This window comes from Mycobacterium lehmannii (assembly GCF_001499925.1).
Taxonomy (GTDB): Bacteria; Actinomycetota; Actinomycetes; order Mycobacteriales; family Mycobacteriaceae; genus Mycobacterium; species Mycobacterium lehmannii.
Map to the genome: position 1 here is coordinate 218,097 of NZ_LQIR01000001.1, position 12,629 is coordinate 230,725.

The following is a 12,629-nucleotide window of genomic DNA, read 5'->3' on the forward strand; positions in this document are numbered from 1 at the left end:
CACTACCCGGACAGGTTGAAGTTGCCGTTGGAACCGTAGATGGACAGCGAGACCAGCAAGGTGACCGATACGACGACCACCAGCGAGGTGCGCACCGCGTTGCCGACCGCAACCCCCACACCCGACGGTCCGCCCGAGGCGAAGTAGCCGAAGTAGGTGTGGATCAACAAGATCGTGATCGCCATCAACACCGCCTGCAGAAACGACCACAACAAATCGATCGGGTTCAAAAACGTGTCGAAGTAGTGGTCATAGAGCCCCCCGGACTGACCGAACAACACCACCGTGGTGAACTGCGAGGCCACAAACGACAAGATCACCGCGATCGAATACAACGGGGTGATGGCCACCATGCCCGCCACGATGCGCGTGGAGACCAGATACTCCACCGGCCGAATCGCCATCGACTCCAGCGCATCGATCTCCTCGTTGATGCGCATCGCGCCCAACTGCGCGGTCACCCCGGCCCCGAACGTGGCCGCCAACCCGATCCCGGCCACCACCGGCGCGGCGATACGCACGTTGATGAACGCCGCCAAAAACCCCGTCAACGCCTCGATACCGATATCACCCAGTGAGCTGTAGCCCTGAATCGCCAACGTCCCACCGGCGGCCAACGTCAAAAACCCCACAATCGCGACCGTGCCGCCGATCATCGCCAACGTGCCCGCACCCATCGAGATCTCGGCGATCAACCGCACGATCTCCTTACGGAAATGCACCGCCGCATGCGGCACCCCACCCAACGCCCGCAGATAAAACAGCATGTGATCGCCGATACGGGCGAGCAATTCGACGGGCCGCTGGGCCTGACGGCTCAAGCGTGGATACGTCGTGCGCAAAATCGTTGCGGTGCCCATGAAATGCCGCTATCCCGTGGTCATCCGGATACCGATCGCGGTGACGACCACGTTGATCACGAACAACGCCATGAACGCATACACCACCGTCTCGTTGACCGCGTTACCGACCGCCTTGGCCCCACCCCCGGTGATGCTCAATCCGCGATAGCACGCCACCAAACCCGCGATCAACCCGAACAACGCCGCCTTGACACAGGAGATGATCACCTCCGGCACACCGGTCAACAGCGTGATCCCCGCCGCGAACGCCCCCGGGTTCACATCCTGAATGAACACCGAAAACGTGTAACCCCCCACGATTCCGATGATCACCACGAAACTGTTGAGCAGCAACGCCACCAACCCCGAGGCCAACATCCGCGGCGTCACCAGTCGCTGAACCGGGTTGATGCCGAGCACCTCCATCGCGTCGATCTCCTCACGGATCGTCCGCGACCCCAGATCAGCACACATCGCCGTTGCCCCCGCCCCGGCCACGATCAACACCGTCACCAGCGGACCCACCTGGGTCACCGCACCGAACGCCGCACCCGCTCCCGACAGGTCGGCCGCGCCCAACTCCCGCAACAAGATGTTCAACGTGAACGACACCAGGACCGTGAACGGAATCGCCACCAACAACGTCGGAGCCAACGACACCCGAGCGATGAACCAGCACTGCCCCAGGAACTCCCGCCACTGAAACGGCCGACGGAACACGAACCGCACCGCATCGGCCGACATCGCGAACAGCGCCCCGACCGCCTGCATCGGCCCGGCCAGATTCCGCAACCGCGGTAGACCGGCCGACCACCGTTCCGGCGCGTCGGTCACCATAACCCCACGACTCCGTGTCCGGCCGTCATCGCGAAACACCCTGACGGGGTCGCCGGCGACATCGGGCCTCCTGACTAAGCGCGGGCGCGTCGACGGCCCGTCTCCGATCGGCAGCGTCGCAGTGAAATGCGCAACGGCACAGTGAGCGTCCCGCTTACCGGGACGACCGATGAACGGAACACCCGCCCCGCGGTGCGACGAGCGCGTGGCAGGCTGTGGGCGTGACCGATACCGCAGCCTTCATCGCCCGCGTCGAGAACGACCTCCGCGAGACGCCCACCCCTTCCGGTGTGCTGCGCTACTACGACGTCGGTGACGGTCCCGTCCTGCTCTTCCTCCACGGATCCGGGCCCGGCGTCACCGGGTGGCGCAACTTCCGCGGCGTGCTACCGACCTTCGCCGAGCGGTTCCGCTGCCTGATTCTGGAGTTTCCCGGTTTCGGGGTCAGCGACGATTTCGGGGGCCATCCGATGATCACCGCGCAAGGCGCCGTCGTCCCCTTCCTCGACGCGCTCGGGATCGATCGCGTCGACATCGTCGGCAACTCGATGGGCGGCGGCGTGGGAATCAACTTTGCGATCAACAATCCCGATCGCATCCGTCGGCTGGTCACGATCGGCGGCATCGGCACCAACATCTTCAGTCCCGGTCCGAGTGAGGGAATCCGGCTGCTCCAGGAGTTCACCGAGGACCCCACCCGTCAGCGGTTGGTCGACTGGCTCAACTCGATGGTCTACGACCAGTCTCTGGTCACCGAACAACTGATCGAGGAACGCTGGCAGTTGGCGACCGATCCGGAGACGCTGGGGTCCTCCCGGCGCATGTACGGCGAGAAGGCCTTCGCGCAGATGATGGCGTTCATGCGCAGCAGCGACGCGCCGCTGCCGTGGGCGCAGATGCACAAGGTCGCCGCGCCAACGCTGTTGACGTGGGGGCGTGACGACCGGGTCAGCCCGCTGGACATGGCGCTGATCCCGATGCGCACTATTCCCAACGCCGAACTGCACGTGTTCCCGAATTGCGGGCACTGGGCGATGATCGAGGCCAAGGCTGCGTTCGAGAGCGTGGTGCTCGCGTTCTTGAGTCGTCGGTGACCGGTCAGCCCAACCGGAGTGGTATCGAGTTGAACGCCCGCGCCCAGGCGGACGTGATTCTCTCCGGCTCACCGGCGAGTTCGCATCCTGGGAAGCGCTCGAACCATTCGGCGAAGGCCAAGCGGGTCTCCATTCGAGCGAGCACGGAGCCCATGCAGAAATGTGGGCCATGGCCGAATGAGGTATGTCGCTGGACACGCCGCGTCACATCGAAGCGTTCCGGATACGGAAACTCACGATCATCGTGATTGGCGGCGCCCCAAACCAACATGACGCGCGATCCAGCGGGGATCTGGACGCCGTGCAGCTCCACATCGCGCGAGGTGGTTTGGGGCAGGGCCCGGGTGGCCGCCTCTATCCGGATCATCGCCTCGACGGTAGACGGCCGCAGGGAGTGGTCGTGCGCACCAGGGCGAGCTGCTCGGGGTGGCTCAGGAGAAGGTAGGGACCGGAACCGATCAGGCTTGCCGTTGTGTCATTACCGCCGAGGACCAACAGCAGGTAGCTCCTGGTCGCTGAGGATCTCGCCGTCGATCTCCGCGTCGAGGAACGGACCTTAAGCGCGGACTCACCGCGCCACTGGATGCTTTCACTGAGTGGGAACGCAATCTCTCAGACGACAGGTCAAGACCCGCGGTTCGCTCGATCCGGTGTCGAGACTTGTTGCGCGACAGCGGTACCGGCGCGCTCGGCGAAGTCGAGCATATGCTCGCCGATGGCGCGGACCCGTTCGAGAGTGAGTCGGCTGTACGGCTGCGCCGAAACCGTCAGCACGACATTGCCGTCGGTATCGAAGATCGGCGCCGAAACCGTGGCCAGTGGACTGTGCTCCACTTCAGCCAACTCCCCCGGCAGGAAATCGACGACCGTGAGCTCGGCGACGGCGCCGGCCAGGCGTACCGCCACGGGATCCGGTGCGTCGCCGTCTTCCACAGCCAGAAGCGCCGCAAAGACTTTCAGCAGCGGGTCGCTGAGCCTTTCGATTCCATACCCGCGCCGGGTGATCTCGTCGAGCACCTTCGGCATCCGCGCGCGGTAGACGTCGTTGACCGGACCTGCGGCCACCATCCAGTCCCGGCGCACGGGCGCTGGCGCCCACGCGACGAACTCCCGGCCGAACGGCGCGACGAAGGGCAACCGCTGCCCGGCCTGCACCTGGGACCGACCGCCGGCGGGAGCGGCGGACTCGATGACGATGATGTGGCCGTCGCGAACCTCGGAGACACACGCCGCCATCCCCAACGTCGAACACAGCTCCTGTAGTGGTTCGCGCAGTGCGTCCCACGCCGGCGCGTAGACGGTGGGCGGGTGGGGAAACCCGCTGCCAAGGCAGAATTTCCCGCTGAGCGGGTCACGCCGCACCCAGCCGCCCGCGGACAAGGTGGCCAGGATGGCGTGCCCGGTGGATCGACTGATGCCCAGCTCACGACATATTTCGGCTAGCGTCCGGGGCCCCGTGGACGCACGCGCCAGTAGCTCCACCACATCGATGACACGCCGGGTCGGTGGCGAAGGGTCTTGACCCGCAGGCGACGGCGGTCCTAGCTTGGCGTTCATATATTCGGCAGCTTACGTCGAATACTCGCCACCCGCTATACGGAGGTCCGGATGCCCGGCGCCGCAGTACCCATCGACGATCTCACCGACCCCGTGCTGCGCCCCGAGCAGCGGGAGATCCTCGGCTATCTCGACGGGCTGACGGTGGACCTCGATCCCGAAACGCTGCTCGACGAGGCGATCGAGAAGACCGGGCTGGAAGATTTCGGACACAACGACTTTCGGCAACGGCTCGAGGTGTATGCGGCCGCCGCCGACACCGACGCCGGCAACACCAATCTCAACCGCCTGATCCTGCACAACCGGATCGTACGGCTGCTGTCTCAGCGACTGCTGCTGACCGATCTGCTCCGCCGATATCCCGAGATCCACGACATCGAAATCGAGCGGCCCATCATCGTCGTGGGCCTCCCCCGTTCGGGGACAACGCATCTGGTGAACCTCATCGCGGCGGACACCCGGCGGCGCGCGCTGCCGTACTGGGAGAGCCAGGAGCCGTTCCCACTGCGCGGTGAGGGGCCCGACGTCAATGGCGTGGATCCGCGGTTCGCCCGCAGCGTCGCCGAACACGAGTCAGCGATGGTGATGACCCCACTGGTCCAGGCGATGCACGACCGGGTCCCACAGGCGATCGAGGAGGAGGTCGAACTCCTCGACCTCGACTTCGCCAGCTACGTGCTGGAATGGCACGCCCGGGTGCCGCGGTGGCGCGACTTCTATCTCACTCTGGATCAGGACCAGCACTACGGCTACCTACGGACGATCCTCAAGGCGTTGACGTTCCTGCGCGGTCCTCGGCAGTGGGTGCTCAAGTCGCCCCAGCACTGCGAGCAACTCGGGCCCCTGATCCGCACCTTCCCCGACGCCACGGTCGCTTTCACCCATCGTGATCCCGTCGCCGTGATCCAGTCGGCCGTCACGATGCTCGCCTACGGAGACCGCGTGCGCCGCAATGCGATTGATCCCGAAGGCCTCGTGGAGTACTGGATCGACCGGATCGAGCGCCTGTTGCGGGCATGCGTGCGCGACCGCGGGCTGGTCGGCCCTGAGCAGAGCATGGACATCTCCTTCCATCAGCTCAACGGCAACGAGATGGCGATCCTCGAGCAGATCTATGCCGCCAACGGAACGCCGCTGACGTCAGACACGCGAGCGGCGTTTTGCGGTTACCTGGACGACAACCCGCGCGGCAAGCACGGGCTTCTGCGGTACGACCTCGAGGGTCATTTCGGACGGTCGCCTGACGAGGTCCGTTCGCGCTTTGGGTTCTACTTCGACCGTTTCGACGTGCGGCCAGAAGCATGACCGCCTACGAGCCGATCTACCGGAGCCGGCCGGGAGCCGACGACATCGTCGGCGCGGGTGCGCCCGCCGAGGAGGTCAGTCCGGGGATCTGGCTGTCGCCAGGACTGTCGAACTCGTACATGTTGACGACCGACGAAGGCCGCATCGTGCTCAACACGGGCATGGGCTTCGAGGGTCCGGTGCACCGCGCCAACTACGACGCGGTCGACAACTCGCCGGTCCGCTACGTCATCCTCACGCAGGGACACGTCGACCACGTCGGCGGACTCGATACCGTCGCCGACCCTGCCAGCGAGATCGTCGCACAAGCGAACTGGGAGACGTGGCGGCGCGACAACGAACTGCTGGCGCCGTTTCGCGCGCAGAACTCCGGCTTCGCGTGGGTCGAGAAGGTGATGGACACCATCGATCGCACAACCGCGCGGTTCGGCACGGTTCCGCCCCAGAGTGTGCCGGTTCCCACGCTCACGTTCGACGACGAACTCGTCATCGAACTCGGCGGTCGCCGCCTGGAGCTATACGCCACGCCAGGTGGTGAAACCACCGACAGCCTCGTAGTGTGGTTGCCCAACGAAGGTGTATGCCTGTGCGGCAATGTGTTCGGCGCCCTGTTCGGGCACATCCCGAATTTGGTCACCATGCGCGGTGATCGCTACCGCGACGCACTGACCGTCGTCGAATCCATCGACCGGGTCCGCGCCCTTGGTCCGCACACACTGCTTACCGGGCACTTCGGTCCCATCGTCGGGAAGGACCGCATCGAGTGGGAACTGACCCGCCTGCGCGACGCGGTGACCTATATCCACGACAAGACGGTCGACGGCATGAACGCCGGCAAGGATGTGCACACGCTGATGCGCGAGGTGGAGCTTCCCACGGAACTCGAGGTCGGTCAGGGCTACGGGATGGTGCGGTGGAACGTCCGCGCGATCTGGGAGAACTATGCCGGCTGGTTCCATCACGGATCCACCACCGAACTCTATGCCGAGGATCCGGACCGGGCCGAGGCCGACCTCCTCGAACTCGCCGGTACCGCAGTGGTTCTCGGGCGCGCGCGTGCCCTTTTTGACGCCGGCGAACCCGTCCGCGCGATCCGGCTGGCCGAGATCGTCAGCCGAGCCGAACCCGACAACACGGAGGCCAAGCACTTGTTGATCACCGCGCACGACGCTCTCCTGCACGCCAGTACCAATTTCTGGGAATCGGCCTGGCTGCGTAGGACGATCGCGGCGCTGTCATGACCGGCCGTGTGTCGTTCGACTTCACGGGCGCGACGGCGCTGGTCACCGGAGGCACGAGCGGCATCGGCCACGCCACGGCGTCGCTCCTGCGCGACAGCGGAGCCCGAGTGACCGTCACCGGCACTCGAGCCCGACCCGAGGACTACGACGTCGATCTGTCGGGACTGGAGTACCGGCAGCTGACCCTGACCGACGCCGCCGACCTCGATGCGCTTGCCGAATCGTTCGCAGCGCTCGACATTCTCGTCAACAACGCCGGCGCCAACTTTCCCGGCGGGCTCGACGAAGCCACCGTGGAAGGGTTCACCGCGTCGGTCGAGCTCAACCTGTTGGCACCGTTCCGATTTACCGAACGGCTCTACGGCGCGCTCAAGGCGTCGAAGGCCGACGGGGGCGCAAGTGTGGTGATGCTGGGCTCGATGGCCGCGATACGTGCAGTACCGGTCGTACCCGGATACGGCTCGGCAAAAGCGGGCCTGCTCTCCCTGACTCGCAACCTCGCGGTCCGATGGGCATCAGACGGTATCCGAATCAACGCCGTCGTCCCCGGAGTCGTTGCCACCCGCATGACCGCGCCAATGGACTATGTCCCAGAGCTCAAACAGGAACAGATCGATCACATCCCACTCGGCCGGTTCGCCCGGCCGGAAGAAATCGCGAGCCCGATCCTGTACCTGTGCAGCGCCAGTGCGTCCTATAGCACCGGGTCGGCGGTCGTCGTCGACGGCGGCTACAGCGTGCTCTGAACGGCCGACGACACCGACAGGAGGGAACACCCCCAAATGCGAGCAGCCATCATCACCGCTCCCGCAAAGACCGAGATCCGTGAGGTGCCAAAGCCTTCTGTCGGACCAGACGATGTGCTGGTCAGGATTCGGGCATGCGGCATCTGCGGGTCCGACAGCCTCTACATCTCGATGGGCGGCCTGCCGCCGCGACAGGGCAGTATGCCGATTGGCCACGAACCGGCTGGCGAGGTGGTCGAGGTCGGCGCCAATGTGCGCGATATCGACGCCGGCGACCGCGTGGTAATCAACCCGATGGCCGTTCCCGACGACATCATCGGCAACGGCGGGTCCACCGGTGCGCTGGCCGATTATCTGCTGATCAAGGATGCGGTCCGCGGCCACAGCCTGGAAGTCATCCCCGATCACATCCCGTATGAGGTCGCGGCCCTCAACGAACCCATGGCGGTGGCGCAACACGCCGTCAACCAGGTGGCGCCGCGGCGCGGCGACCAGGTGGTGATCTTCGGAGCGGGCCCGATCGGTCTGGGCGCCACCATCGCACTCAAGTCGCGGGGTGTGAAACACGTTGTGGTGGTGGATATTCTGCCAGATCGTCTGGACAAGGCGTTGAAGGTCGGCGCTGACGCCGTCATCAACTCCGCAGCCGAGGACCTGTCCGCCCGGCTGATCGAGCTGCACGGCCCCGGTGATTCGATGTGGCCCGACAGGGCGGGCACGAACATCTTCCTCGACGCCGCGGGGGTGCCAGCGGTGATCGACTCGGTCATGGCCGTGGCGCAACGCGGCTCCAAGCTCGGTGTCGTCGCCGTTCACAAAGAACCCGTCAGCGTGGACATGATGAACCTCATGAGCAACGAGCTGACCATTGTCGGGTCGATGGGCTACCCGGATGAGATCTTCGAGGTGACCAAGGACATCGTCGAGAACTGGGAGAAGTACCGCGTGATCATCAGTCACACGTTTGACTTCAACGATTTCGAGGAGGCTCTGCGCTGTGTGGCCACCCCGGGTATGGCGGACAAGGTCGTCATCACATTGAGTTGAGCTGTCAACGGTACGAAAGCGTTGGCCTCATGCGAGATCCTCTGTGTCGGCGGCGATTGGCGCGGCCGGGGCAGGTTCACCGGCCAGGCCCGCGTCGAGCACCGCATGGGCGTACGGGTGTCCGTCGAGCACCCGGCTGGTGCGGCTGGTGATCTGCCATTCCCCTGCGACTCGCGCGAGCGCGAAGTGGTTCGCTGTTGCCCGCCAGACGCGATATGCCTTCTCATCGTCGCTGTCTCGCAGCAGCACCAGCGATTCACACACCGCGACGGCGGAGTCGCCGTTGACGGACACCACTGCGGGGCCGAGAAAATGGCAACAGCCGCGGGCGACCAGCTCCTGGTGTGAGCGTGACTTCACCATCGCGCGCACATCCCGTCGACTCTTCATCTGCCAGCCCTCGACATCGTAGGTGCCGTCGAGAGCCCATAGCTTCGAGGCATTGTCGGCATTACCGGCATCGACAGAGGGGCCGTAGGAAGCGATGATTTTCGCAATTGCGTGCTCGTCTTCGAGCCGCTGCAAGCGCGCCAGAATTTCCGGATCGGTCACGTGCTGTCCTCCAAGTCGCGCAGTCGTGCCAACTGGTCACAATAGTGTCGCGCGCTGGCCGACCGGACCGTGCACGTGATCGCGGTAGCTCCGGCGTCACGCAACTTCGACAAGAGCGACCGCGTACGCTTCGGGTCGGATTCGGGGTCGACCGACGTCGGTAGCAGCACCTCGAACCCCTCGGACAACTGCACCTTGGTGAGCATGTCGCGGACCGCGTCGTATGTCAGCCCGAAAGGCATCCAACCGTCGGCAAGCTCAACGGCTCGGCGCAGAGAGCCCATGCTGCGACCACCCACCCAGATCGGTACTCGTCGTTGCTGAGTGTGCGGCAGCACCGTAACGCCTTGGTAGTCGTAGAACTGCCCGTGATACTGCGGCGTCGAGGTGGACAGTGAGGCGCGCAGCGCGCGAATCGCATCGTCCGCGCGTGCGGCGCGGTGTTCCCATGCGGCGCCGATCAACGCGAATTCCTCTGTCAGGGAGCCGATTCCCACGCCGAGCACAAGACGGCCACCGGTGACCACGTCAAGCGTGCCGTAGCGCTTGGCGATTTCCAACGGGTGGTGGTAGCCGAGGACGAGCACCGAGGTAGCCAGCCGAATCCGTTGGGTGTGTGCAGCCAGATATCCGAGAGTGGCCAACGGGTCCCAGTACACCGCGCCGCGGGTGGCGGCATCGGCGGACGGGATCGCCACATGTTCGGAACAGGTGAGGTAGTCGAAACCGAGCCGGTCGGCGGCGGTGGCGATCATCGCCAGGTCATCGATGCCTGCGTCGGCTTCCCACGGCGCCGCGACGCCGGGGACTTGCACGACGACGGGCGTCGAGAGCCCAAGCCGCACAGTCAGTGTGCACCCGCGGTCAATGCTTTGATCATCTCGTGTGACTCGAGTACAACCCGAGCGCGATCGAGGGCACTGTTGGCCTCAGCTCGCGCAGCGTTCCCGCCGGCCACCCAAACTGGACCGTCAGAGAGTCGCGCGAGACCTTCGGCGGCCACCTCGGCCGGCTCGTTGACGAGAATCCCCGGCGCATCGAAGTTCAATCCCACCCGGGCCATCGCCGGGGTTCGCGTCACCCCCAGCACCAACTCGAGAACATCGACGTCGTGTTCTCGCAGTTCCAACCACAGGCTCTCGGCGAATACTCGCGAGAACGCCTTGGCGCCCGCGTAGATGGTATGGCGCCATGCCCCCATGTATCCCGAGAGCGACCCGACGATCAGGATCCCTCCACGGCGCCGATCCACCATCGACCGTCCATAGTGCTGTACCAGGCCGAGCATGCGCGTGACGTTGAGATCGATGACATTCTGGAAGTCGCCGAGATCAGCGTCGAGGAACAGTTCGTTGCACGTGCTCGCGCCGGCGTTGTAGATCAGCAGGCCGACCTCCAGTTCGGCCGTCGCTTCGGCGATCTGCGCAACCGACTGCGAGTCGAGGAGATCGACCGACATGGTGCGTACCTCCACGCCGAGAGCGCGGCAGCGTTGCGCGGTCTCTTCGAGCGGGTCGGGCCTGCGCGCGATCAGCACCAGGTTGATCCCGGACTTCGCGACTAGCCACGCGAACTCGGCGCCTACACCCTCCGATCCGCCGGCGATCACCGCCCACGGCCCATATCGACTCACATCAACCATTCTCGTCGCCCTTTCGGATCGAACTTCCTACAACGCGGCGCGTGAGGTCGCCGTCAGCAATCGGAACCCCTTGTAACCCGCGCCGGCCACCTCGGCGCAGATGTCGAGGTAGACGCCGAAGCCGCCGATGAACAACATGAATCCGCGCGGTTTACCCGGCACGTTGGCGCCCATGTACCAGGACTTCGCCCTGGGAAACAGCGTCGCTTCCGCGCGCCGAGTGCACTCGGCGACCCAGTTGTCCACGGCGTCGCCGGTGGCTTCGATCGCGGTGTAGCCGTGCCCGTCGAGATAGGAGATGGCTTCGGCGATCCAGTTCACGTTCGCCTCGGCGTGTAGCACCATGTTGGCCAGCACGGCGGGCGCGCCGGGTCCCGAGACCATGAACAGGTTCGGGAATCCGTCGACGCCGAGGCCGAGGTAGGTGCGCGGACCGTCCGCCCAGTCGTCGCGCAGCCTCTGTCCGCCCCGACCGACGATGTCGATCTTGCCCAGCGCACCGGTCATCGCGTCGAACCCGGTGGCGAGCACGATCGCGTCGACGTCGTAATGGGCATCGGTGGTGTTGATGCCGTCTGCGTCGATGGACACGATCGGTGTCTTCCGCACGCTGATCAGGCTCACGTGCGGTTGGTTGAACGTCTGAAAGTAGTTGCTGTCGGTGCAGATTCGCTTCGTCCCGATGGGATGGTCGGTCGGGATGAGAAGCTCGGCGACCTCAGGGTCGTCGATCACCGCCCGGATCTTCTCCTCGTAGAACTTGCGCGCTTCCTCGTTGGCGGCCAGATCGATCATCTGGTCGCTGAACGTCTTCGAGAACAGCACACCCCCGAGTTCCCACCGCTTCTCGAAAGCCTCGCGGCGCTCCTCGGGCGTGGCCTCCATCGTCAGCTTCGGATGGGCGATGTGCGGTGAGCCGCCGCCGCTGCGCCACGACAGTCGGCGGCGTTCGGCGTACGTCGCCTTGACCTGGGCGTGGTCCTCGTCGGTCAACGGCCGATTACCCGCGGGCACACTGTAATTCGGCGTCCGCTGGAACACGTAGAGACGATCGGCCTGTTCGGCGATCACCGGAATGGACTGGATGCCCGACGAACCCGTCCCGATCACCGCGACCCGCTTGCCGGTGAAGTCGACAGGCTCGTGCGGCCAGTGCGCGGTGTGGTACAGCTCCCCCGCGTAACCGTCCAGGCCGGGAAAATCCGGTGTCAACGCCGCGGACAGCGGACCGGTCGCCATCACGCAGAACCGCGCGGTGACGACCTCGCCCGTGTCGGTCGAGACCGTCCAACGCAGGTTGTCCTCGTCGAGCACGGCCGAGGTGACCCGGGTGTTGAACGTGATGCCGTCGCGCAGGTTCAGCTTGTCGGCGACCCAGTTCATGTAGCGCAGGATCTCGGCCTGCGTCGCGTACTTCTCCGACCAGTCCCACTCCTGTTCGAGCTGGGGATCGAACGAGTAGCAGTAGTCGACGCTCTCGACGTCGCAGCGTGCTCCCGGATAGCGGTTGTAGTACCAGGTGCCCCCGACCTCGGGCGCCGCTTCGAACACGCGCACCGACAAGCCCTGCGAACGCAGCCGATGCAACGCATACAGCCCGGCGAAGCCGGCACCGACCACCACCGCGTCCACGCTTGACCGCTCCTCGGAGATACCCACGCAGCCACGGTAGGTCGTCGTGGACCCGCCACCGCCGGAGTTTCCCGATGACCGGGCGATCGGGCGGTCACCGTTCCGCCCATCGGAAGGACCGGTCGACCCGGGAA

General features: G+C 65.2%; 13 protein-coding genes. 5 read left to right on the forward strand and 8 right to left on the reverse strand.

What is annotated here, in order from left to right; all coding sequences use genetic code 11:
* Positions 1–2 precede the first annotated feature (2 nt).
* Positions 3–860: an MlaE family ABC transporter permease gene (locus tag AU192_RS01070; protein ID WP_064393851.1), complete on the reverse strand. Its 858-nt coding sequence runs from the start codon at positions 858–860 to the stop codon at positions 3–5.
* Between the two features lie 9 nt (positions 861–869).
* Entirely contained in the window at positions 870–1,679 is an 810-nt protein-coding gene (locus tag AU192_RS01075; protein ID WP_064393852.1) for an MlaE family ABC transporter permease, read from the reverse strand.
* Positions 1,680–1,900: 221 nt separating this feature from the next.
* On the opposite strand from AU192_RS01075, the gene AU192_RS01080 reads away from it, so the two are divergent.
* Positions 1,901–2,773: an alpha/beta fold hydrolase gene (locus AU192_RS01080; RefSeq protein ID WP_207544894.1), complete on the forward strand. Its 873-nt coding sequence runs from the start codon at positions 1,901–1,903 to the stop codon at positions 2,771–2,773.
* A gap of 4 nt (positions 2,774–2,777) precedes the next feature.
* Here the strand turns inward: AU192_RS01080 and AU192_RS01085 are convergent, their stop codons facing one another.
* Positions 2,778–3,140, reverse strand: a complete 363-nt coding sequence (locus AU192_RS01085; RefSeq protein WP_064393853.1) for a cytochrome P450 — start codon at positions 3,138–3,140, stop codon at positions 2,778–2,780.
* A gap of 257 nt (positions 3,141–3,397) precedes the next feature.
* Positions 3,398–4,330 carry an IclR family transcriptional regulator gene (locus AU192_RS24925; protein WP_082694867.1) on the reverse strand — a complete coding sequence of 311 codons (933 nt, stop codon included), beginning with the start codon at positions 4,328–4,330 and terminating at the stop codon, positions 3,398–3,400.
* Between the two features lie 51 nt (positions 4,331–4,381).
* On the opposite strand from AU192_RS24925, the gene AU192_RS01095 reads away from it, so the two are divergent.
* Genes AU192_RS01095 through AU192_RS01110 form a run of 4 tightly spaced genes read left to right on the forward strand, consistent with a single transcriptional unit; the run spans position 4,382 to position 8,669 of the window.
* Complete coding sequence (locus tag AU192_RS01095) at positions 4,382–5,635, forward strand: sulfotransferase family protein (RefSeq protein ID WP_064393854.1); 1,254 nt, start codon at positions 4,382–4,384, stop codon at positions 5,633–5,635.
* On the forward strand, positions 5,632–6,876 hold the full coding sequence (locus AU192_RS01100) for an alkyl sulfatase dimerization domain-containing protein (protein WP_064393855.1): 1,245 nt from the start codon (positions 5,632–5,634) through the stop codon (positions 6,874–6,876). The genes AU192_RS01095 and AU192_RS01100 overlap by 4 nt, the downstream gene beginning before the upstream one ends.
* Complete coding sequence (locus tag AU192_RS01105; protein ID WP_064393856.1) at positions 6,873–7,622, forward strand: SDR family NAD(P)-dependent oxidoreductase; 750 nt, start codon at positions 6,873–6,875, stop codon at positions 7,620–7,622. The genes AU192_RS01100 and AU192_RS01105 overlap by 4 nt, the downstream gene beginning before the upstream one ends.
* 36 nt (positions 7,623–7,658) lie before the next feature.
* Positions 7,659–8,669: a zinc-dependent alcohol dehydrogenase gene (locus AU192_RS01110; protein WP_064393857.1), complete on the forward strand. Its 1,011-nt coding sequence runs from the start codon at positions 7,659–7,661 to the stop codon at positions 8,667–8,669.
* A gap of 27 nt (positions 8,670–8,696) precedes the next feature.
* Here AU192_RS01110 and AU192_RS01115 read toward each other — a convergent pair whose 3' ends face one another.
* The 4 genes from AU192_RS01115 to AU192_RS01130 are packed head-to-tail and all read right to left on the reverse strand — an operon-like array spanning position 8,697 to position 12,522.
* Positions 8,697–9,221 carry a nuclear transport factor 2 family protein gene (locus tag AU192_RS01115; protein ID WP_064393858.1) on the reverse strand — a complete coding sequence of 175 codons (525 nt, stop codon included), beginning with the start codon at positions 9,219–9,221 and terminating at the stop codon, positions 8,697–8,699.
* Entirely contained in the window at positions 9,218–10,066 is an 849-nt protein-coding gene (locus AU192_RS01120; protein ID WP_064393859.1) for a TIGR03619 family F420-dependent LLM class oxidoreductase, read from the reverse strand. The genes AU192_RS01115 and AU192_RS01120 overlap by 4 nt, the downstream gene beginning before the upstream one ends.
* A 2-nt stretch (positions 10,067–10,068) precedes the next feature.
* Positions 10,069–10,863 (reverse strand): SDR family NAD(P)-dependent oxidoreductase, encoded by a 795-nt coding sequence (locus tag AU192_RS01125; protein ID WP_064393860.1) that lies wholly within the window; start codon positions 10,861–10,863, stop codon positions 10,069–10,071.
* A 27-nt stretch (positions 10,864–10,890) separates the two neighbouring features.
* Positions 10,891–12,522, reverse strand: coding sequence for a flavin-containing monooxygenase (locus AU192_RS01130; RefSeq protein WP_064393861.1), 1,632 nt, complete (start codon positions 12,520–12,522; stop codon positions 10,891–10,893).
* Between the last annotated feature and the right edge of the window lie 107 nt (positions 12,523–12,629).

Excerpts from the sequence above, each read along its gene's own strand:
- AU192_RS01070 (WP_064393851.1), bottom strand. The coding sequence starts at position 860 with ATGGGCACCGCAACGATTTTGCGCACGACGTATCCACGCTTGAGCCGT.
- AU192_RS01100 (WP_064393855.1), top strand. The coding sequence starts at position 5,632 with ATGACCGCCTACGAGCCGATCTACCGGAGCCGGCCGGGAGCCGACGAC.
- AU192_RS01095 (WP_064393854.1), top strand. The coding sequence starts at position 4,382 with ATGCCCGGCGCCGCAGTACCCATCGACGATCTCACCGACCCCGTGCTG.
- AU192_RS01075 (WP_064393852.1), bottom strand. The coding sequence starts at position 1,679 with ATGGTGACCGACGCGCCGGAACGGTGGTCGGCCGGTCTACCGCGGTTG.
- AU192_RS01110 (WP_064393857.1), top strand. The coding sequence starts at position 7,659 with ATGCGAGCAGCCATCATCACCGCTCCCGCAAAGACCGAGATCCGTGAG.
- AU192_RS01085 (WP_064393853.1), bottom strand. The coding sequence starts at position 3,140 with ATGATCCGGATAGAGGCGGCCACCCGGGCCCTGCCCCAAACCACCTCG.
- AU192_RS01125 (WP_064393860.1), bottom strand. The coding sequence starts at position 10,863 with ATGGTTGATGTGAGTCGATATGGGCCGTGGGCGGTGATCGCCGGCGGA.
- AU192_RS01105 (WP_064393856.1), top strand. The coding sequence starts at position 6,873 with ATGACCGGCCGTGTGTCGTTCGACTTCACGGGCGCGACGGCGCTGGTC.
- AU192_RS24925 (WP_082694867.1), bottom strand. The coding sequence starts at position 4,330 with ATGAACGCCAAGCTAGGACCGCCGTCGCCTGCGGGTCAAGACCCTTCG.